General features: G+C 62.0%; 21 protein-coding genes. 10 read left to right on the forward strand and 11 right to left on the reverse strand.

Going from position 1 to position 20,997, the window contains the following annotated elements; all coding sequences use genetic code 11:
• Positions 1–88: 88 nt before the first annotated feature.
• From J3P85_RS06685 to J3P85_RS06705, 5 genes are all read right to left on the reverse strand, one after another.
• Entirely contained in the window at positions 89–1,132 is a 1,044-nt protein-coding gene (locus J3P85_RS06685; RefSeq protein WP_434705288.1) for an AbrB family transcriptional regulator, read from the reverse strand.
• Complete coding sequence (locus tag J3P85_RS06690) at positions 1,125–2,639, reverse strand: tripartite tricarboxylate transporter permease (RefSeq protein WP_434705289.1); 1,515 nt, start codon at positions 2,637–2,639, stop codon at positions 1,125–1,127. The genes J3P85_RS06685 and J3P85_RS06690 overlap by 8 nt, the downstream gene beginning before the upstream one ends.
• Before the next feature lies 1 nt (position 2,640).
• Positions 2,641–3,102, reverse strand: coding sequence for a tripartite tricarboxylate transporter TctB family protein (locus J3P85_RS06695; protein WP_434705290.1), 462 nt, complete (start codon positions 3,100–3,102; stop codon positions 2,641–2,643).
• Between the two features lie 55 nt (positions 3,103–3,157).
• Positions 3,158–4,150, reverse strand: a complete 993-nt coding sequence (locus J3P85_RS06700) for a Bug family tripartite tricarboxylate transporter substrate binding protein (protein WP_434705292.1) — start codon at positions 4,148–4,150, stop codon at positions 3,158–3,160.
• 77 nt (positions 4,151–4,227) lie between these two features.
• The gene (locus tag J3P85_RS06705; protein WP_434705293.1) at positions 4,228–5,520 is read right to left on the reverse strand and encodes an OprD family porin; all 1,293 of its coding nucleotides are present in this window, start codon (positions 5,518–5,520) and stop codon (positions 4,228–4,230) included.
• Between the two features lie 234 nt (positions 5,521–5,754).
• On the opposite strand from J3P85_RS06705, the gene J3P85_RS06710 reads away from it, so the two are divergent.
• On the forward strand, positions 5,755–6,426 hold the full coding sequence (locus tag J3P85_RS06710; RefSeq protein WP_003198779.1) for a response regulator: 672 nt from the start codon (positions 5,755–5,757) through the stop codon (positions 6,424–6,426).
• A complete protein-coding gene (locus J3P85_RS06715; protein ID WP_186704542.1) occupies positions 6,419–7,804 on the forward strand; it encodes a sensor histidine kinase in 1,386 nt (461 codons plus the stop codon). Before J3P85_RS06710 ends, J3P85_RS06715 begins: the two co-directional genes overlap by 8 nt.
• 176 nt (positions 7,805–7,980) lie before the next feature.
• On the opposite strand, the gene J3P85_RS06720 is transcribed toward J3P85_RS06715, so the two are convergent.
• Together J3P85_RS06720 and J3P85_RS06725 are read right to left on the reverse strand one after the other, a co-directional pair.
• Positions 7,981–8,802, reverse strand: coding sequence for an HDOD domain-containing protein (locus tag J3P85_RS06720; RefSeq protein ID WP_434705294.1), 822 nt, complete (start codon positions 8,800–8,802; stop codon positions 7,981–7,983).
• A gap of 35 nt (positions 8,803–8,837) precedes the next feature.
• Entirely contained in the window at positions 8,838–9,779 is a 942-nt protein-coding gene (locus J3P85_RS06725; RefSeq protein WP_434705295.1) for a YgfZ/GcvT domain-containing protein, read from the reverse strand.
• A gap of 149 nt (positions 9,780–9,928) precedes the next feature.
• Between J3P85_RS06725 and J3P85_RS06730 the strand changes: the two genes are divergently transcribed.
• Together J3P85_RS06730 and J3P85_RS06735 are read left to right on the forward strand one after the other, a co-directional pair.
• Entirely contained in the window at positions 9,929–10,183 is a 255-nt protein-coding gene (locus J3P85_RS06730; RefSeq protein WP_003184348.1) for a succinate dehydrogenase assembly factor 2, read from the forward strand.
• Positions 10,167–10,619 (forward strand): protein YgfX, encoded by a 453-nt coding sequence (locus J3P85_RS06735; protein ID WP_434705296.1) that lies wholly within the window; start codon positions 10,167–10,169, stop codon positions 10,617–10,619. The genes J3P85_RS06730 and J3P85_RS06735 overlap by 17 nt, the downstream gene beginning before the upstream one ends.
• Here the strand turns inward: J3P85_RS06735 and nadB are convergent.
• Positions 10,588–12,204, reverse strand: a complete 1,617-nt coding sequence (gene nadB, locus J3P85_RS06740; RefSeq protein WP_434705297.1) for an L-aspartate oxidase — start codon at positions 12,202–12,204, stop codon at positions 10,588–10,590. The genes J3P85_RS06735 and nadB overlap by 32 nt on opposite strands.
• A 559-nt stretch (positions 12,205–12,763) precedes the next feature.
• Between nadB and rpoE the strand changes: the two genes are divergently transcribed.
• The 4 genes from rpoE to J3P85_RS06760 all read left to right on the forward strand — a co-directional run bounded on the left by rpoE (position 12,764) and on the right by J3P85_RS06760 (position 16,589).
• Complete coding sequence (gene rpoE / locus J3P85_RS06745) at positions 12,764–13,345, forward strand: RNA polymerase sigma factor RpoE (RefSeq protein WP_003172477.1); 582 nt, start codon at positions 12,764–12,766, stop codon at positions 13,343–13,345.
• Positions 13,346–13,376: 31 nt separating this feature from the next.
• Positions 13,377–13,964 carry a sigma-E factor negative regulatory protein gene (locus tag J3P85_RS06750; protein ID WP_053120046.1) on the forward strand — a complete coding sequence of 196 codons (588 nt, stop codon included), beginning with the start codon at positions 13,377–13,379 and terminating at the stop codon, positions 13,962–13,964.
• A gap of 12 nt (positions 13,965–13,976) precedes the next feature.
• Positions 13,977–14,924 (forward strand): MucB/RseB C-terminal domain-containing protein, encoded by a 948-nt coding sequence (locus tag J3P85_RS06755; protein ID WP_434705298.1) that lies wholly within the window; start codon positions 13,977–13,979, stop codon positions 14,922–14,924.
• Between the two features lie 234 nt (positions 14,925–15,158).
• A complete protein-coding gene (locus J3P85_RS06760; RefSeq protein WP_434705299.1) occupies positions 15,159–16,589 on the forward strand; it encodes a DegQ family serine endoprotease in 1,431 nt (476 codons plus the stop codon).
• A gap of 62 nt (positions 16,590–16,651) precedes the next feature.
• On the opposite strand, the gene J3P85_RS06765 is transcribed toward J3P85_RS06760, so the two are convergent.
• On the reverse strand, positions 16,652–18,085 hold the full coding sequence (locus J3P85_RS06765; protein WP_186704549.1) for a M48 family metalloprotease: 1,434 nt from the start codon (positions 18,083–18,085) through the stop codon (positions 16,652–16,654).
• A 98-nt stretch (positions 18,086–18,183) separates the two neighbouring features.
• On the opposite strand from J3P85_RS06765, the gene J3P85_RS06770 reads away from it, so the two are divergent.
• Complete coding sequence (locus tag J3P85_RS06770) at positions 18,184–18,423, forward strand: sulfurtransferase TusA family protein (protein WP_434705300.1); 240 nt, start codon at positions 18,184–18,186, stop codon at positions 18,421–18,423.
• Between the two features lie 30 nt (positions 18,424–18,453).
• Positions 18,454–19,524, forward strand: a complete 1,071-nt coding sequence (locus J3P85_RS06775) for an AI-2E family transporter (protein WP_434705302.1) — start codon at positions 18,454–18,456, stop codon at positions 19,522–19,524.
• A 137-nt stretch (positions 19,525–19,661) separates the two neighbouring features.
• Here J3P85_RS06775 and J3P85_RS06780 read toward each other — a convergent pair whose 3' ends face one another.
• Positions 19,662–20,135 (reverse strand): peroxiredoxin, encoded by a 474-nt coding sequence (locus J3P85_RS06780; RefSeq protein WP_207965327.1) that lies wholly within the window; start codon positions 20,133–20,135, stop codon positions 19,662–19,664.
• A 10-nt stretch (positions 20,136–20,145) separates the two neighbouring features.
• On the reverse strand, positions 20,146–20,706 hold the full coding sequence (locus J3P85_RS06785; RefSeq protein ID WP_003184325.1) for a glycine cleavage system protein R: 561 nt from the start codon (positions 20,704–20,706) through the stop codon (positions 20,146–20,148).
• Positions 20,707–20,997 lie beyond the last annotated feature (291 nt).

The following is a 20,997-nucleotide window of genomic DNA, read 5'->3' on the forward strand; positions in this document are numbered from 1 at the left end:
CATCGCGAGCAAGCTCGCTCCCACAGGGTTCCAGGGCAATACAAATCCCCCTGTGGGAGCGAGCTTGCTCGCGATGAAGGCCACCGGTCTACAAGTCCGAACCCGACCTGCTCGTCCAATACCTGAACAACGGCTCCGCCAGGAACAGCACGAACAACAACCGCATCACCTGCAACGCCGTCACCAATGGCACCGACAGTTGCAGCGTCTCCGCCGTCAGGCTCATTTCCGCGATGCCGCCGGGCATCATCCCCAACGTCAACGAACGCAGATCCAGGTGGGTCAAGGTGCTCAAGCCAAGGGCTGCCAGTGTGGCGATCAGCATCGTCAACACCGTGCCAACCAACGTGCGGCCCATGAACGATGGCGCCCGACGAAAGAACTGCCGGTTGAAATGACAACCCAACCCGCTGCCGATCAGCCATTGGCCAAGCTGGCTGGCGCCGTCGGGCAGGCCAATGTGCAGGTCCCAGCCGACACTCACCGCCGCGCTCACTAGCAACGGCCCGAACAACCAGGGATTGGGTTGGCGCAAGCGCTCCCAGGCCCAGGCGAGCAGGGCGCCCGCCGGGAACAGGATCGCCAGCCACAGCCAGTCCACCGTCGTGGCGTGTTGCATCGGCGTACCTTCACCCAACAAGTACTTGAAGGCCGCCGGCACACACAACACCACCACCAGCACCCGCAGGCTCTGGCCCGCCGCAACGCGGCTGAGGTCCGCGCCGTTGCGGGCGCCGAGGTTAACCATTTCGCCGGAACCGCCCGGCATGCTCGAAAAGAACGCGGTGGCACGGTCCTCGCCGGTGCGACGCATCAGCCAGACACTCACCACGCTGGACACGCTGGTGATCAGCGCGCCGAAGAAGATCAGGCCGAAGTGGCTCAGGACTTGCTCCATCACCACCGGCGTAAAGTGCAGGCCGATACCGATGCCCACCACCCATTGGCCGCATTTGCGGCCGCCGGGGATTTCCATCAATTGCCACGGCGTAAGACAGCGCACCAGGATGATCGCCAGCAACGAGCCGACCATCCAGGGCAAAGGCCAGCCGATCAGGCTGGCCAGGTAGCCGCCGGCCAGACCGACCAGCGGTGTTCCCCACCATTGTCTGAAGGTTGTTGCCTCAGACATTGGCCAGGGCACGACGCTGGGCACTGCGACGACGCCAGATGCGCAGCAGCGGCAGGAACAACATGATCGCCGTCAGGATCCAGCAACCGAAGGTGATCGGGCTCGACCAGAGGATCTCCAGCGCACCGTTGGAAATCGACAACGCACGACGCAGGTTCTGCTCCATCAGCCCACCGAGGATGAAGCCCAGCAAGACCGGCGACAGTGGGAAATCCAACTTGCGCAGGATGTAGCCGAAGATGCCGATGCCGATCATCAGGAACAGGTCGAACGTGGTGGCATGCACCGCATAGACGCCGATCCCGGTGATGATCGCGATGACCGGTACCAGCGCCCAGTTTGGCACGGCCAGGATGCGGGTGAAGATGCGGATCATCGGGATGTTGAGGATCACCAGCATGATGTTGGCGACGAACAACGAGGCGATCAGGCCCCAGACGATGTCCGGCTGTTGCTGGAACAGCAGGGGGCCGGGGGTGATGTTGTACAGCGACAGCGCGCCGATCATCACCGCCGTGGTGCCCGAGCCGGGAACGCCGAGGGTCAGCATGGGCACCAGCGCACCGCAGGCTGCGCCGCCGATGGCGGTTTCCGGCGCCGCGAGGCCACGCTTGTCGCCCTGGCCGAACGTGCCACTGGCGCCGGCCATGCGTTTTTCAGTCATGTAGGCCACGGCACTGGCCAGGGTCGCGCCCGCGCCAGGCAATACGCCCATGATGAAACCCAGCACGCCGCAGCGGATGTTCACCCAGAACACCGAGGCGGCTTCCTTGAGGTTGAACATCATCCGCCCGGTGGCTTCCACCGCTTCCTGGCCGCGGTGGGTTTTCTCCAGCAGCAACAGGATCTCGCTGATGGAGAACAAGCCCAACACCAGCACGACGAACTGAATCCCGTCGGTCAGGTGGATGTTGTCACCGGTGAAGCGGTAGACACCGCTGTTGGCATCGATCCCGACAGTGGACAGGAACAGGCCGATCAGCGCCGCGATGAAGGTCTTGAGCGGTCGATCGCCGGCCATGCCGCCGAGGCAGACAATCGCGAACACCATCAGGACGAAGTATTCCGCCGGCCCGAACGCAATCGCCCATTTGGCCAGCAACGGTGCGAACAGCACCATGCCGCAGGTGGCGATGAGCGCGCCGATGAACGAACTCCACGCCGACAGCGACAACGCCACCCCGGCCAGGCCTTGGCGGGCCATCGGGTAGCCGTCGAGGGTGGTCATCACGGTGGAGGCTTCACCGGGGATGTTGAGCAGGATCGAGCTGATGCGCCCGCCGTATTCGCACCCCAGGTACACCGCCGCCAGCAGGATCAGCGCCGATTCCGGCGGCAGCCCCAGGGCGAAGGCGATCGGGATCAGCAGCGCCACGCCGTTGATCGGGCCCAGGCCCGGCAACAGGCCGACCACGGTGCCGATCAAGGTGCCGCTCAGGGCCGTGACGAGGTTGTAGGGGGTCAGTGCAACGCCAAAACCCTGGCCGAGATAATTCAGGGTATCCATATCAATTCTCCAGGACGTCGAGCAGGCCCAGGGGCAGCGGCACGTCCATCAGCTTGTCGAACAACAGATAAAGACCGATGGCCATCAGGCTGATGATCACCACGCTCGGTACCCAGCGACCGCCATACAGGCGCGCCATCGGCACACCGACCAAGATGCTGGCGACGATGAAGCCCAGGGGTTCGAAGGTCCCGGCGAAGACCAGCAGCAGCGCGACGCAGATGCCGATCTTCTGCAGGGTTTCACGGTCCAGTTGCGGGTCGTCCTCGCTGTGTACGACGGGCGTAGGGCGAAACAGCATGTACAGCAGCGCCAGGCCCATCAGTCCCAGGATCAATAATGGAAAGGCGCGCGGGCCGACCGGTTCATAGGAAAAGGCGGCCTGATACGGCCAGGCCATCAGCGCCAGGCCGAGACAGACCAGCAGTAGCACCGCGGCAAAAATACGTTGGATGGTGAGCATGACTAACTCCTGGGCGGCGCCGGTTGTGCCGGCGCCGCCGCGAGAACAGGGAGGATTACTGGATCAGGCCGAACTCTTTGGCCAGCACCTTGTAATCAGCCACTTGCTTCTTCACGTAGGTGTCCAGTTCCGGACCGGTCATGGCGAACGGGAACAGTTCGCGCTGGTCGCGCAGCTTGGCGAACTCTTCGGAAGCCAGCAGCTTGTCGAAGGCGTCTTTCCACCAGGCGTAGTCTTCATCGCTGACCTTCGGCCCGAGGTAGAAGCCGCGGACCACCGGCCAGACGATGTTGTAGCCTTGTTCCACGGCGGTCGGAATATCTTTCATTTCCGGCTCGTCGATGCGTTTCTCGGCAAACACCGCGAGCAGGCGCATGTCACCGCTCTGGATGTGCGGCATGGAGTCGGAAATATCCGTACTGCCTACCTGGATGTGCCCGCCAAGCAGTGCGGTGGCGATTTCGCCGCCGCCTTCGAGGGCCACGTAGCGCAGGTCGCGAGGGTTGATGCCGGCGGCCTTGGCGATGAGGGCGGTTTGCATCCAGTCCTGGCTACCCACGGTGCCGCCGGAGCCGATCACCACCGAACCTGGATCTTTCTTCAGGGCCTGTACCAGATCGTCGAGGGTCTTGTAGGGCGAATCGCTTTTCACGGCGATGGCGCCATAGCTGGTGCCCACGGCGGCCAGCCAGCGCACGGCACTTTCATCGAAACGACCGAACTTGCCTTGGGCCAGGTTCAGCAGTGAGCCGCTGGACCAGGCCACCAGCGTACCGGCGTCGGCCGGGCGCTGGGCGACCACTGCGTTGTAGGCCACGGCGCCGACACCGCCGGGCATGTAGGTGACGCGCATCGGTTTGGTCAGCAGCTTCTGGTTGACCAGCGCGCTTTGCGCCAGCTTGCACGTCAGGTCGAAACCGCCACCGGGGGAGGCCGGGGCGATACATTCCGGGCGCTTCGGCTCTTTGGATGGATCAGCGGCGAGCAATTGCCCGGCGAACATCAGGCATCCGGCTGCCAGGGCTACTTTACGCAGTGATAGGCTCATTTTTGTCTCCACAGGAGTTGTTGTTGTGTGTTGCCAGTTGGGTGGCGCCGGATCCTCGTGGACCCGGCGACCGTCGGTTACCAGAGTGCGACGCTGTAGCTGACCAGCAGGCGCATTTCATCGGCATCGCGAGCCGAATAGTTGGAACGGTAGGTCGCGTTGCGCAGGCGTACGGCAACGTCCTTGAACGTGCCGCTTTGCACGACGTACTTGATCTCGCTGTTGCGTTCCCATTCCTTGCCGCTGTCACCGTTGCGCAGCGAAATGTTATCGCCACTTATGTAGCGGCTCATGAAGCTCAGCCCCGGGATCCCCAGCTTGCCGAAGTCATAGTCGTAGCGCGCCTGCCAGGAACGCTCGTCGGCTTCGGCAAAGTCGTTGATCTGCACGAAATTCACCAGGTACGGGTCGCTGCCATCGACATAAGGGAAGGCACTGTCACCGGACATGTGCTGGTAACCGGCGCTGAGCTTGTGGCCGCTCAAAGCGTAGCTCACCAGGCCATTGAGGGACTTGTTGTCGATCTTGCCGCCGCGGGCTGCGCCCTGGTCGTCGCTGATCGCCAGGCGCAGGTCGGTGCCGAACGTACCGGGGCCGACGGCGTGGGAGGAGACCAGGCCGAAAAAGTGCTGGTTGTAGACTTCGCTGAGTTGGGCGAAGTGATAACGGCCGGTGATCTTGTCGGTGAACTTGTAGTCAAGGCCGCCGAAACTGAAATGCTCGCCGGCCACGCTGCCAGTGAAGCGGCCGTTCTTGTTGTTGAGGGCGATGTCCTCGTAGTTGGTGTCGTTGCGATCCTTGGCGTTGTTCAAGCGTCCGCCGGTGAAGGTCAGGTTCTTGATTTCGTTGGAGGTCAACATGCCGCCTTCGAAGGTTTGCGGCAGGATGCGCCCGTCGTTGGGCTTGAGGATGGGCAGCTCTGGAATCAAGCTGCCGATTTTCAGCTCGGTGGCGGAGATTTTCACCTTGCCGGTCAGGCCCAGCTTGGAATATTCATCAGCGGCGCGGCCGTCATCGTGGGTGGGCAACAGGCCGGTGCCGGTACGGTCCGGGCTGGAATCGAGCTTGACCCCGAGCATCCCCAATGCATCGATGCCGAAGCCTACGGTGCCGTCGGTGTAGCCCGATTGCAGGTTGAGCATGAACCCCTGGGCCCATTCGTCACGCTTGGATTGCTGCGCGCTGGTGCCGTCGCGGAAGTCGCGGTTGAAATACATGTTGCGGGTTTCGAAGGTTGCCGTACTGTCTTCGATGAAGGCAGCCTGGCTCATCGGCGAAAAGCCGGCGAGGGCGGCGGCACTGGCCAGGGCGGTCTTGTTGAAGCGGGAAAGGCGAGCAGGCGCTGGGGCCTGGGGCTGCATGGACAGCATGGTGGTACTCCGCTTTATTGTTCTTATTTGGCGAAAACGCTTCGAGGCGTTTTTCGTTCGCGATGTGCGTCGCGACGAACAGCCGAAACCGTCCGTGGGAGGACTCTAACGGCCCAACCTTTCGCTAACCTTTCAAAAGCTTTCAGCGTGTTTTTTGGCTTCACAGTGGCGGATGCGGCTGTAAACTCCGCGCCAAAGAATGGTGTCGGCCATCCCTGAATCGAGGAATAACCCATGCGTGTCCTGCTCGTCGAAGACCATCTGCAGCTCGCCGAAAGCGTTGCCCAGGCGCTCAAGAGCACCGGTTTGACCGTGGATGTGTTGCATGATGGCGTCGCGGCCGACCTGGCCTTGAGCAGCGAGGAATACGCCGTGGCGGTCCTCGATGTCGGGCTGCCGCGCATGGACGGTTTCGAGGTGCTGGCGCGTCTGCGGGCCCGTGGCAAGACGTTGCCGGTGCTGATGCTGACCGCCCGCAGCGACGTCAAGGACCGTGTCCATGGCCTCAACCTGGGGGCCGACGATTACCTGGCCAAGCCATTCGAGCTCACCGAGCTGGAGGCCCGGGTCAAGGCCCTGCTGCGCCGCAGCGTACTGGGCGGAGAACGCCAGCAGCGCTGCGGCGGGCTGGTCTACGACCTGGACACCCGCCGTTTTACCCTCGACGACGAACTGCTGACCCTGACCTCCCGCGAGCAAGCCGTGCTGGAAGCGTTGATTGCCCGGCCGGGGCGGGTGATGAGCAAGGAGCAACTGGCGGCCCAGGTGTTCGGACTGGACGAAGAGGCCAGCCCCGACGCCATCGAAATCTACGTCCACCGCCTGCGCAAGAAACTCGACGGCCATGCGGTGGCGATCGTGACGTTCCGCGGCTTGGGCTATCTGCTGGAAAATCGCAATGCATAAACCCGACAGCCTGCGCTGGCGGTTGCTTCGCAACCTGGCCTTGCTGCTGGTGGTGCTGATGCTCGCCAGCGGTTTGAGCGCTTATTGGAACGGTCGCGAAGCGGCGGATACCGCCTATGACCGGACGCTGTTGGCCTCGGCCCGGACCATCGCCGCTGGCCTGTCCCAGCGCGACGGCAGCCTCAGCGCGGATGTGCCCTACGTGGCCCTGGACACCTTTGCCTACGACAGTGCCGGACGCATTTATTACCAGGTCAACGACATCGACAAGAAGCTGATTTCCGGCTACGAAAACCTCCCCGGCCCGCCGCCCGGAACGCCCCGCACGGACGACTACCCAGCCCTGGCGCGTTTTTATAACGCTCAATACCAGGGGCAGAACGTGCGGGTGGTGAGCCTGCTCAAGGCCGTGAGCGAGCCGAACATGAACGGCATGGCGGAGATTCGCGTGGCCGAGACCGAAGAGGCGCGGGTCAGCATGGCCCGCAGCCTGATGGCCGACACGCTGTTGCGCCTGGGCATGCTGGCCGTGGGCGCGCTGCTGTTGGTGTGGTTCGCCGTCAGCGCGGCGCTGCGCCCGCTGGAGCGTTTGCGCACGGCAGTGGAGGAGCGTCAGCCGGACGATCTGCGGCCGTTGCCGCTGGTGGAGGTGCAGCACGAGTTATGGCCGCTGGTGCGGGCCCTCAACCATTTCACCGAGCGCCTGCGCGGGCAGTTCGAACGTCAGGCGCAGTTCATCGCCGATGCCGCCCACGAACTGCGCACGCCCTTGGCCGCGCTCAAGGCGCGCCTGGAGCTGGGCTTGCGGGCCAGCGAGCCGGTGACCTGGCGGGAAACCCTGGAAACCGCGGCCCAGGGGACCGATCGATTGACCCACCTGGCCAACCAGTTGCTGTCCCTGGCGCGGGTGGAAAATGGCGCCCGGGCCATTGCCGAAGGCGGCGCGCAGTTGCTCGATTTGAGCCAGCTGGCCCGTGAGCTGGGCATGGCCATGGCCCCGCTGGCCCATGCCCGAGGCGTGGCGCTGGCCCTGGAAGCCGACGAACCGGTATGGCTGCGGGGCGAGCCGACCTTGTTGAACGAGCTGTTGAGCAATCTGGTGGACAACGCCCTGGCCCACACGCCGTCGGGCGGCAACGTAATCCTGCGGGTGTCAGCGCCGGCGGTGCTGGAAGTCGAGGACGATGGTCCCGGCATTCCGTTGCATGAGCGGGATCGGGTGTTCGAGCGGTTCTATCGACGTAACCAGCAAGTGGCCGGCTCGGGGCTCGGGTTGGCGATCGTCGGCGAAATCTGCCGCGCGCATCTGGCGCAGATCACCTTGCACGACGGGCAGGAGCGTGGGTTGAAGGTGCGGGTGAGTTTTGTCCCGGGATAAACCTGGCGATGCCAAACCCTGTGGCGAGGGAGCTTGCTCCCGCTGGGTTGCGAAGCAGCCCTAAGCTTTTGCGGCCGCTACGCGACCGAGCGGGAGCAAGCTCCCTCGCCACAAAAGCAACTGCCTGACTGCAAAATAGCGGCATGGCCAAGAGGCCTTCGTGGCTTCAGATCCTTCTAATAGAACATCGACCGCGCTTCTTCGATATCCGCGCAGCGGGCCTTGTTTTCCGGGTCGATGCCCAGTTTCTTGAAGGCCGGGACGCCGAACACGTCGATCCTGGACAGCGGGTGGTCGGTGTCCTTGTAGCAGTACAGCGCAGCGACCTGCACCAGATCGACATAATCGATTTGCTTGGAGTCCCGGCTGAAATCCAGGTACAGCCCTGGCAGCCTCACCAATCGCTCCGGAAATTCCCAGACACTGAGCAACTTGTCCCCCAGCACCGGGTGAATCGTCTCGATGACGTGGTTGAGGCTGACCGGGTCCGACAGCAATTCATTATTGTCTTGTGCATACGTGAGGATCGGCAGCACGCCGATCTGATGCACCAGCCCACCCAACGCGGCCTGGTCGGGCTTGAGTTGGGTGTAGCCGCGACACAGCGCATAGCTGACGCCGGCGATCTCCAGGCTCTTGCGCCAGACTTCGCGCATCTTCAGTTCCACCACCTCGGAGCGGGCGTGGAAAATCTGCTCCATCACCAGGCCGATGGCCAGGTTGCTGCTGTAGTTGACGCCCAGTCGAGTGATGGCCGTGTGCAGGTCAGTGACTTCCTGGGTGGCGCGCAACAGCGGGCTGTTGACCACTTTTATCAGGCGTGCCGAGAGGGCCGTATCGCGGCCGATCACTTTGCTCAGGTTGCTGACGCTGATTTCCGGGTCTTCGGCGGCCCGGCGAATCTGCATGGCCACTTCCGGTAATGTTGGCAGAACCAGGTCGTCGTTATCGATGGCCTGTACCAAATCCCGTTGGACCTTATCCGCCAAATCGCTCATTTAGGTTCTCTAGAGTACTGCGGCAAATACTGCGATCAGCGCTGGATTTCGCGGTCGCGGTCCAGTTCGTAAGGCAGGTCCAACAATTGAAGGGGCGGGCCTTCCAAGGCACCGAGGTGCACATTGTCATCTTCTGCTGCTTCGGCCTGCAAAACCGCCAGCAGTTCAATGTTTCCCTCGCCGCGGGCGGCAATCACCACTTCGCCGATGGAACTGCCATGCGTGGGGGAGAACAGCGCCGTGCCGGGTTCTGGCAGTTCGCTGGCGTCCAGTTGCAGGCGATACAGGCGGCGCTTGAGCTTGCCCAGGTATTGCATGCGGGCAACGATTTCCTGGCCGGTGTAGCAGCCTTTCTTGAAACTGACGCCGCCGACGGCTTGAAGGTTGAGCATCTGTGGAATGAACAATTCGCGGGTGGCCGGCATGACCTGGCCGATCCCGGCGCGAATCTGACCCAGCAGCCACGGGTTCAGGTCCGCCTCGGCCAGTTCGGCGCCCAGGCGGGTGCGCAGTGCCTGGGCCTGGTCGGCGGGGGCCCACAATTCGGCGCGGCCGGGGGAAACACGGATGGCGATCAAGGCTTCATGGCGCGCCACGCTGTCGGTGTCGCTCGGCAGTTCCAGGCCCAGGCCGGCCAGGGTCGTGTCGGCGTTTTCCAGGCCGAAGCGAACCCAGGCGGCGCTTTCGTCGGTGAGCTTGGATTTGGAGAACACGGCATATTTTTTCAGATCCGCCAGTTGCGGTTCGAGCAGTTCGGTGGCCATGGCCATCAACACGCCGTCGCCTTCGAGCAGGATGCGGAAACTCGATTGCATCCGGCCTTTCTGGGTGCAGCGGGCGCCGAGGCTGGCCCGGCTGTCGCTCAGGTAGTCGAGGTTGCAGGTCAATTGGCCTTGCAGGAATTTGCTGGCATCCACGCCGCGGACCGCGAGGACGCCTTCGTGGGACAGGGTGCAGAAAAAAGCGAAATCAGCCATGGGTCATCGCAGGGTAAAAAGTCTGGTAGACATCATAAGGGGACGCCCTTGAAATGGGTAGTTCACAAAGGATCGATGGCGCCCGACCAAAGCTGTCTGTTCCGCTACGGCGGGGCCTGTATACTTGCGCTCTATTTGAGGAGCGCTCCATGGTCGAAGACGTTGAACTGAATCGCCTCTACTGGCACAGCCGCCGCGGCATGCTTGAGCTGGACGTGTTGCTGGTGCCGTTCGTGAAAGAGGTTTATCCCCATCTCAATGAAGTGGACCGTGCGTGCTACGTCCGCTTGCTCGAATGCGAGGATCAGGACATGTTCGGCTGGTTCATGGAGCGCAGCGAATCCGAAGATCCTGAGTTGCAGCGCATGGTCCGGATGATCCTGGACCGTGTCCAGCCCAAGTAATCGCTTCGAATGCCGCTGGCAGGCCTCCGGGCAACTGCTGGCGGCTTACCTGCTGGCCCAGGTGTTCGCCTTGGGTTCGTTGTTCCTGTTGTCCGTGCCGTCCTGGTGCGCGGCGCTTGGCGTCGTAGTGTGCCTGGCCCATGGCGCGTGGGTCATTCCTCGACATTTATGGCTGACCCATCGCCGGGCCTTTTGCGGGTTGCGGCGTAATGCCGCCGGTTGGCAGCTCTGGAGCCGGGCCGACGGCTGGCGGGCTGTGCAATTGCGCCCCGATAGCCTGGCGCTGCCGATGATCATCGTGCTGCGCTTTCGCCTGCAGGGCGAGCGGCGGGTTCGCTCGCTGTGCGTGCCCCGCGACGCGCTGGCGCCGGATGTCCATCGGCGCCTGCGGGTGCAGCTCAGGTTCAGTCGGCGTAGGTGGGCGGCACCAGGATAGTGTCCAGCGCCTCGGGCAGCAGGTTCGGGTAGTCGAGGGTGTAATGCAGCCCCCGGCTTTCCTTGCGCTCCATGGCCGAGCGAATCATCAGTTCGGCCACCTGGGCCAGGTTGCGCAACTCGATCAGATCGCGGCTGACTTTGTAGTTGCTATAGAACTCGTCGATCTCATCCAGCAGCAAGCGCACCCGGTGCTGCGCCCGTTGCAGGCGCTTGTTGGTGCGCACGATGCCGACGTAGTCCCACATGAAGCGCCGCAGCTCGTCCCAGTTGTGGGCGATGATCACGTCTTCGTCCGAGTCGGTGACCTGGCTGGCGTCCCACGAGGGCAGGGCGGCCGGAATGGCAATCTGTGGCAATTGCTCGAGGATGTCTGCCGCCGCCGAGCGGGCGTAGACGAAACATTCCAGCAGCGAGTTGCTGGCCATGCGGTTGGCGCCGTGCAGGCCGGTGAAGCTGGTTTCGCCAATGGCATACAGGCCCGGCACGTCGGTGCGGCCGCGTTGGTCGACCATCACGCCACCGCAGGTGTAATGCGCCGCTGGCACCACCGGGATCGGTTGCTTGGTGATATCGATGGAGAATTCCAGGCAGCGCTCGTACACCGTCGGGAAGTGGCTCTTGATGAACGCTTCGGGCTTGTGGCTAATGTCCAGGTAGACGCAATCGATACCCAGGCGCTTCATTTCATGGTCGATGGCCCGGGCGACGATGTCCCGTGGTGCCAGTTCGGCGCGTGGGTCGAAGCGTTGCATGAAGCGTTCGCCGTTGGGGAGTTTCAAATGAGCCCCTTCGCCACGCAAGGCCTCGGTCACCAGGAAGCTCTTGGCCTGGGGGTGATAGAGGCAGGTGGGGTGGAACTGGTTGAACTCCAGGTTCGCCACCCGGCAACCCGAGCGCCAGGCCATGGCGATGCCGTCGCCGCAGGCGCCATCGGGGTTGCTGGTATAAAGGTAGACTTTCGCCGCACCACCGGACGCCAGGATGACGAAGCGCGCGCCATAGGTGTCGACTTCACCGGTGCCGCGATTGAGCACGTAGGCGCCGAGGCAGCGATCACCGTCCAGGCCCAGGCGTTTTTCGGTGATCAGGTCGACCGCGACGCGCTGTTCCAGCAATTCGATGTTCGGCCGTTGTCGCGCCTGGGCGAGCAGGGTCTTGAAGATCGCCGCGCCCGTGGCGTCGGCTGCGTGAATGATGCGCCGATGGCTGTGGCCGCCTTCGCGGGTCAGGTGGAACTCGAAACCGCCGTCTTCGGTGCTCGATTGTTCGTCACGGGTAAACGGCACGCCCTGGTCGATCAGCCACTGGATGGCTTCCCGGCTGTGCTCGACCGTGAAGCGCACCGCTTGCGGATCGCAAAGGCCGCCGCCAGCGTTGAGGGTGTCGTCGACGTGGGATTCAATGGTGTCGGTATCGTCCAGCACGGCGGCGACGCCGCCTTGGGCCCAGAAGGTCGAGCCGTTGGCCAGGTCGCCCTTGCTCAGTACTGCGATGCGCAAGTGCGCAGGCAAGGTCAGGGCCAGGCTCAATCCGGCGGCACCGCTGCCGATTACCAGAACATCATGTTGGAACTGTTGGCTCATTCGAATGGTTTCCGCTCAAGGCGACCCGGGTCGGGGTTGGCGCCAGACACCGCATCAACGGGTCGGGCAGCCACGCAGCCCACTAGTATATAGAGGGGGGGATCGGCACAATAGCCGGGCATTCATGGCAATGTGAAACCAGCGTGACAGAAAAGCGGCACGCTTCGTCGGATCAGCCGGTTGGCTCTGGGCCGACAAAGGCGTCTGTTTCGAAGACAGAACGCTGTTTATCACGTCATGGTCGTCCATTATTCTATTTGCGACGCTGGAAATAGCGGGAACTTTTGCCAAGCGCCTACGTTCAATAGACGGTTGTCTGCAAAAGGGAGCAGCGTCGGGTTGATGCAGGATTTCGATTGGAATCCCTGCCAACAGGCCCGGCGACAGATTATTCGCGCAGCCGGGGAATCTCCTGCTGCGTTTTTCGTGCGTGCCGAGATCAGAGCGCGTCGGAAACTTGCTTGGAAGGGGGAGAACTTTTGCGAAAAGCCCGAGTCTATGTTTGCAAGCCCGGTCAATTAGTAATGCAAGCCTCCTTCGAGCTTATCGAGGAGTGTTCATGCTAACCCAGGAAGAGGATCAGCAGCTGGTCGAGCGCGTCCAACGCGGCGACAAGCGAGCTTTCGATCTGCTAGTGCTGAAATACCAGCACAAAATTCTCGGGTTGATCGTGCGTTTCGTGCACGACACCCATGAAGCGCAGGATGTCGCTCAGGAAGCCTTCATCAAGGCCTACCGCGCACTTGGTAATTTTCGCGGGGACAGCGCGTTTTATACGTGGCTTTACCGCATCGCCATCAACACGGCGAAAAACTATCTGGTTTCACGCGGCCGTCGGCCGCCGGATAGCGATGTAAGTTCTGAAGATGCCGAGTTCTACGATGGCGATCATGGCCTCAAGGATCTCGAATCACCGGAACGTGCGTTGCTGCGGGATGAGATCGAAGGCACCGTCCATCGAACCATCCAGCAACTGCCTGAAGATTTGCGTACGGCTTTAACTTTACGTGAGTTCGACGGTCTGAGTTACGAAGACATTGCGAGCGTCATGCAATGTCCTGTGGGCACCGTGCGCTCCCGGATTTTCCGCGCTCGGGAGGCCATTGATAAAGCCCTGCAACCGTTGTTGCAGGAAAACTAGAGACAGCGGCGACAGCCAAGAGAGGAACGCCATGAGTCGTGAAGCCCTGCAGGAATCGCTGTCCGCAGTTATGGACAACGAAGCGGACGAACTTGAATTACGTCGGGTATTGAATGCCTTCGACGATGTTGAAACACGTGAGACCTGGGCTCGTTACCAGATCGCCCGGGCTGTGATGCACAAGGACTTGTTGCTTCCTCGCCTGGACATCGCTGCAGCCGTTTCTGCTGCATTGGCTGACGAAGCCGTACCGGCAAAAGCTTCTCGCGGACCATGGCGCAGCCTGGGTCGCTTGGCGGTAGCCGCGTCGGTCACCGTCGCTGTACTGGCGGGTGTACGCCTGTACAACCAGGATGAGATTGCCGGCGTGCAGATGGCGCAGCAGTCCAACCAGCCTGGCTTGGCCGCTCCACAGGTCAAGGGCCCAGCGGTATTGGCCGGTTACAGCGAAGGTTCGGAAACCGCAGGCCCAATGGCCAACGGTGTTCTGCAAGGCCAGCCTGGCTGGCATGATCAGCGCCTGCCCAACTACCTGCGTCAGCATGCCCAGCAAGCTGCCCTGAAAGGTACCGAAAGCGCGCTGCCTTACGCCCGTGCCGCCAGCCTGGAAAACCGTTAATAAGGAAAGCCATTGCGCGCCATACCTCTATTCACGCTTCTGCTTGGTGGCTGGTGTGCAATTCCAGCCCATGCCGATGAGGCTCAGGACTGGTTGAACCGCCTGAGTCAAGCCGAGCAACAGCAGAGCTTCCAGGGCACTTTCGTTTACGAGCGCAACGGTAGTTTTTCTACCCATAACATCTGGCATCGCGTCCAGGATGGCAAGGTCCGCGAGCGGTTACTCCAGCTCGACGGCTCGGCACAGGAAGTCGTGCGCATTGATGGACATACTCAATGCGTAAGCGGCTCCTTGATCCCGGGGCTGGGCAATACGCCGGACAGCACTTCACGTGCGCTCGATCCGCAAAAACTCAAGAATTGGTATGACCTTGCAGTCATTGGCAAGTCACGTGTGGCCGGACGTCAAACGGTCATCGTTGCGCTGACGCCCAAGGACCAGCATCGCTATGGCTTCGAGCTGCACCTGGACAGAGAAACCGGCCTGCCGCTCAAATCCTTGTTACTCAATGACAAGGGCCAGTTGCTCGAGCGCTTCCAGTTCACCCGCATGAATCTCGCCGCGCCCGCAGACGCTGATTTGCAGGCCAGCGCCGATTGCAAGGCTGTCACGCAGGATCCCGGCAAGACCGTCGCGGCGAAAACCGCCTGGCACTCGGACTGGCTGCCGCCCGGCTTCGAGCTGACCAGCAGTGCCGCACGCAAGGACCCGGACTCCCAGGTTCAGGTCAGCAGCCTGATGTATGACGACGGGCTGGCGCGCTTCTCGGTGTTCCTGGAGCCGTTGAACGGTGCCAACGCCACCGATACCCGTACTCAACTCGGCCCGACGGCGGCCGTGTCTCGCAGACTGACGACGCCCCAGGGCGAAATGATGGTCACGGTGGTCGGTGAAATTCCTATCGGTACGGCGGAACGGATCGCGCTGTCCATGCGCTCTGACGTCACGGCGACCCAATAACCTGCTGGCTGCACGGGTGATTCGATTGCGCGAAAGGCCGATGACGCCAGGGCTTGATCGAAATGCCGAAACTTCCTGTCAGCATTTTCATTTGCAAAAACTCAGCTTTTTTTCTATAGGTCAGAGCCGCTCGGCTCTGGCCTTGTCTGTTCCCGGAACAAAAATACCGGCGTATCTTTCCCTGGTATTCCTTGCTCCATATCGCTTAACCATGCTCGTCGTAACGGGAGCCGTATGTCGATACCACGCTTGAAAACCTATCTCTCCATTTTTGCCACCGTGCTTGTGCTCGGCCAGGCCGTTCCTGCCGTGGCGGTGGAATTGCCCGATTTCACGCAACTGGTCGAGCAGGCTTCACCCGCCGTGGTGAACATCAGCACCACCCAGAAGCTGCCGGATCGCCGTGTATCGGACCCGCAGATGCCGGACCTGGAAGGCTTGCCGCCCATGCTGCGGGAGTTCTTCGAGCGCGGCATGCCGCAACAGCCGCGCTCGCCCGGCGGTGGCCGCCAGCGCGAAGCGCAATCCCTGGGCTCGGGGTTCATCATTTCGCCTGATGGCTACATCCTGACCAACAACCATGTGATCGCCGACGCCGACGAAATCCTGGTGCGCCTGGCCGACCGTAGCGAGCTCAAGGCCAAGCTGATCGGCACCGACCCACGTTCCGACGTGGCGCTGTTGAAAATCGAAGGCAAGGACCTGCCGGTGCTCAAGCTGGGCAAATCCCAGGACCTGAAAGCCGGCCAATGGGTGGTGGCCATCGGTTCGCCGTTCGGCTTCGACCACACCGTGACCCAGGGCATCGTCAGTGCCATCGGTCGCAGCCTGCCGAACGAAAACTACGTGCCGTTCATCCAGACCGACGTGCCGATCAACCCGGGTAACTCCGGTGGCCCGCTGTTCAACCTCGACGGTGAAGTGGTCGGCATCAACTCCCAGATCTATACCCGTTCGGGCGGCTTCATGGGCGTGTCCTTCGCCATTCCGATCGACGTGGCCATGGACGTGTCCAACCAGCTGAAAAGCGAAGGCAAGGTCAGCCGTGGCTGGTTGGGCGTGGTGATCCAGGAAGTGAACAAGGATCTGGCCGAGTCGTTCGGGCTGGATAAACCTGCCGGTGCGCTGGTGGCGCAGATCCAGGAAGGTGGCCCGGCTGCCAAGGGCGGCCTGCAAGTGGGTGACGTGATCCTGAGCATGAACGGCCAGCCGATCGTCATGTCCGCCGACCTGCCGCACCTGGTGGGCGCTCTCAAGGCCGGCGCCAAGGCTGATCTGGAAGTGATCCGCGAAGGCAAGCGCAAGAACGTCGAACTGACCGTCGGTGCCATTCCTGAAGAAGGCAAGGAACTGGATTCGCTGCCAAAATCCGGCGTCGAGCGCAGCAGTAACCGCCTGGGCGTGGCCGTGGTCGAGCTGACCGAAGAGCAGAAACGCACCCTGGAACTGCAGGGCGGTGTAGTGATCAAGGAAGTGCAGGACGGTCCTGCCGCGTTGATCGGTCTTCAGCCGGGCGACATCATCACGCACCTGAACAACCAGGCCATTGGTTCGGCCAAGGAGTTCACCGACATCGCCAAGGCATTGCCGAAGAATCGTTCGGTGTCGATGCGGGTCCTGCGCCAGGGGCGCGCGAGCTTCATCACGTTCAAGCTGGCCGAATGACCGGTTAGCGGCTCATAAAAAACCGCCTCGAGAGAGGCGGTTTTTTATTGCCTGGCCAATGCTCAGCCCATCATGTCCTTGACCATGCGCTCCTGTTCCATGAGTTCCCGCTGGCGCGCATCGATGCGTGACGAAAGAGGGAAGTTGGTGCCGGCGCGCCGTTTGGCGAAGTCCAGTTGCTGGATGGCCTGGCGGTAATCGCCCACCAGGGCGAAGTACTCGGCACGGGCCTGATGCAGGCCAATGATGTTGCCGGACAGCCCACGGGTCTCGGCCACCATGTACCAGACGTCCGGATCGTCCGGGCGCGACTTGAGCAGGGTTTCCAGGGCCTTCTCGGCGTCGGCGGGACGGTTCTGCTTGAGCAGCAGGTCGACGCGGACCTGGTTGAGCGGATAATTGCCCGGGTACTGGCTCAGCATCCGGTCGACGCGGGACTGAGCGTCGGCCAGTTTGTTGCTGGTGATGTCCAGGTCCACCAGGGCGAGGTTGTAGATGATCTCGTTGGGTGATTTGGCCAGCAGCGGCTTGAGGTTCTCCCGAGCTTCGTTCAACTGACCGCCCTTGATCTGCGCGATCGCCAGGCCATAGCGTGCCACGTCGTTCTTCGGATTCTCGTCCAGTTGTGCCCGGAAGCGCTTGGCGGCCAGGCCCGGGGTTTCTTCATAGGTCAGTTGGACCCGTGCACGAATCAATTGATAGCGCACGCTGTCCTCGATGCCGCCCGGCCTGGCCTGTTCGGCGCGGTTACGGGTGTCGGCGATCCGCGATTCGGTCACCGGGTGAGTCAGCAGGAATTCCGGGGGCCTGGCGTCGAACCGATACTGGCGCATCAGGCGCTCGAACATGGTGGGCATGGACCGCGGATCGTAGCCGGCCTTTTCCAGGTTCTGGATGCCGATGCGGTCGGCTTCCTGTTCGTTCTGGCGCGAGAAGCGCCGTTGTTCCTGGATGGCAGCGGCCTGGGTCCCGGCGATGGCGGCGATCCCGGCGTCACCGCCACCGGCGGCGGCAATCACGATGCCGGCCAGCAGTGCGGCCATCATCGGCACTTGCATGCGTTGCTGGGCTTCGACGCCACGGGCGAAGTGGCGCTGTGACAAGTGGGCCAGTTCGTGAGCCATGACCGAGGCGTATTCGCCTTCGGTCTGGGCGTTGAGGAACAGGCCGCCGTTGACCCCGACGATCCCGCCCGGTGCGGCGAAGGCGTTGAGCTGCGGGCTGTTGATCAGGATGAATTCCAGGCGCCGGTCGTTGACCTGGCTGGTCTCCACCAGCTTGTAGACGCTGGTTTCGACGTAGTCCTTGAGCTGTGGATCGTTGAGCTGTGAAACCTGGCTGCGCAGCAGGGCCAGCCAGGCGCGACCCAATTGGTGCTCCTGTTCTGGCGAGACGATGGCAGAACTGGCATCGCCAAGTGACGGCAAGTCGTCGGCGAAGCCCGGTGAGGCAAGCAGGCAAGCGAGCGTCAGCAGGGTGGGGCGCAGAAATGTCATGCACGAGGCCTTAGTTGACAAAGACCCTACTGTAGCCGGACACCGGGCCCGGGACCAGATATTCTAGGCCGCTCAACGACCTGCCGCGGAGCGAACCCATGACTGATGCTGTAGCCCACGATGCCGAACTGGACGCCAGCGGCCTGAACTGTCCGTTGCCGTTGCTCAAGGCCAAGCTGGAACTCAATCGCCTGGCCAGCGGCAGTGTGCTCAAGGTGATCGCCACGGATGCGGGCTCGCAACGTGACTTTCGCACCTTCGCCCGATTGACCGGTCATACGCTGCTGCGTGAAGAAGACGAAGGCGGCGTCTACCGTTATTGGCTGAAAAAAGCCTGAAAAAACCGACAGCGTCCTTAAGGATTTTTAATGTTCAAAGTGTTACGCGACTGGATTCAGCGTTACTTCTCCGATGAAGAGGCGGTGGTCCTGGCAGTGCTGTTGTTCCTGGCCTTTACCGCCGTGCTCACGTTGGGCGGCATGCTGGCGCCGGTGCTGGCGGGGATGGTGCTGGCGTACCTGATGCAGGGACTGGTCACGACGCTGGAGCGTCTGCGGCTGCCCGGCACCGCGGCAGTGGGGCTGGTGTTCGCCCTGTTCATGGGTGTGCTGGTGGTGTTTCTCGTGGTGATCGTGCCGTTGCTCTGGCACCAGTTGGTGACCTTGTTCAATGAATTGCCAGGCATGCTCGTCAAATGGCAATCCTTGCTGTTGCTGCTGCCCGAGCGTTATCCGCACCTGGTCTCCGATGAGCAAGTGCTGCAGACCATCGAAGTGGTGCGCGGCGAAATTGGCAAGTTCGGCCAATGGGCGCTGACGTTTTCGCTGTCCAGCCTGCCGCTGCTGGTCAACATCATGATCTACCTGGTGCTGGTGCCGATCCTGGTGTTTTTCTTCCTCAAGGACCGGGAAATGATCGGGCGTTGGGTCCGCGGCTACCTGCCGCGCGAGCGGGCGCTGATTACCCGCGTGGCTCAGGAGATGAACCGGCAGATCGCCAATTACATTCGCGGAAAAGTCATCGAGATCTTCATCTGCGGTGGCGTGACCTACATCGGCTTCGTGACCATGGGGCTCAATTACGCTGCGCTGTTGGCGCTGCTGGTGGGCATTTCGGTGGTGGTGCCTTACGTCGGCACGGTGGTGGTGACCGTGCCGGTGGCCTTGATTGCGCTGTTCCAATGGGGCTGGAGCGATCAGTTCATCTACCTGATGGCGGTCTACGGGATCATCCAGACCCTGGACGGCAACGTGCTGGTCCCGCTGCTGTTCTCCGAGGCGGTGAACCTGCACCCGGTCGCGATCATCTGCGCGGTGCTGCTGTTTGGCGGGCTGTGGGGGTTCTGGGGGGTGTTCTTTGCGATTCCCCTGGCGACGCTGTTCAAGGCGGTGCTGGATGCGTGGCCGAGCAAGGAGCCGGTGGTGGCGCCGTTGTTGTAGCGGTCAATCTGAATTAGTCGGTGAGGCTACCGGCCTCATCGCGAGCAAGCTCGCTCCCACAGAGATTTGATTAACACCACCCATCCAGTGTGGGAGCGAGCTTGCTCGCGATGGCGCCAGTACAGGCGGCGAAAATTTCAGGCCTTGTTCAGGGCCTGGGCCGCCGCCAACACCGCATCCACATGCCCCGGCACTTTCACGCCACGCCATTCCTGGCGCAGCACACCCTCCTTGTCGATCAGAAAGGTGCTGCGATCAACGCCCAGGTATTCCTTGCCATAGAGTTTTTTCAGCTTGATCACGTCGAACAACTGGCAGATGGCCTCGTCCTTGTCGCTGATCAGCTCGAACGGGAACTCCTGTTTGCACTTGAAGTTCTCGTGGGACTTGAGACTGTCCCGGGAAACGCCGAACACTTCAGTGTTGGCGGCTTGGAACTGTGCATATTGATCGCGAAAACCCTGGCCTTCGGTGGTGCAGCCAGGGGTGCTGTCCTTGGGGTAAAAGTAGATCACCACCTGCTTGCCCTTGAGGGCGGCGAGGCTGATCGTCTGCCCGCTGGTGGCAGGCGCTTGGAAATCGGTAACCGGCTGGTCGACGGCAACGGCCATGAACGCTTCCTTACATTGGGTTTTGTGGGCGCCACGGCTCGATCAGGGCATCCAGGTTCATCGCATCGGCGAAGTCCAGGAACTGATCGCGCAGCCAACTGATCTGGGTGCCGGCCGGCAGGGTCACGGTGAACGTGGCGTTGAGCATGGTGCCGCCGGTCTGCGGAGCCTGATAGGTGTCGCAGGTCAGGTTTTCCAGCTCGACGTGATGGTCCATGAAGAACTGGCACAGCTCGTTGATGATGTCCGGACGGTAGGCCGAACTCACGTAGGCCACGTAGGGCAGGGCCTGGGGACGGTTCTCCAGGGCGGCGCTGCGCACCACGTTGACGGTAAAGGCATGCTTCTTGGCCAGCACCGGCAGGCTGCCTTCCAGGCGCGCCAGGGCGTCCCAGCTGCCGGAGATCTCGAGCACGAGTGCACTGCATTCGCCATGACGGGTCAGGCGTGAGGTCACGACGGCGCAGCGATTTTCATGGCTGGCGCGGCACAGGACGTTAGTCAGCTCCATGGGGTTGGCGCCGAGGGCACTGATAACAAGGAATTGTTCGCGGACTGTGGGGGTGGACATGCAGCATTCCTAAAGCGATGAGCGGTCGGTACCTTTGCCGCTCGACACGACGCCCGGCCCGGGAAAACGAACGGCTCAAGCCTGGTGCCCGGGGTTGTGCTGCATTCCGCGACAACAGGAATGCACCAGGACAAACCCGGGATCGGGGCTTGTGGCGTCGAAAACGGAGGCTGGAAACCGGCGTATGAGCTTGTCGGTACCGATCAAAGCCTGAAGGGTAGCGAAAACCAACGCCAAGGGGAATGGTAGTTCGCTTGTACAAGCATCTTGGCGCCAGTACCATTACGCTCT

Source organism: Pseudomonas sp. Z1-12 (assembly GCF_051132015.1).
Classification (GTDB): domain Bacteria; phylum Pseudomonadota; class Gammaproteobacteria; order Pseudomonadales; family Pseudomonadaceae; genus Aquipseudomonas; species Aquipseudomonas zanjanensis.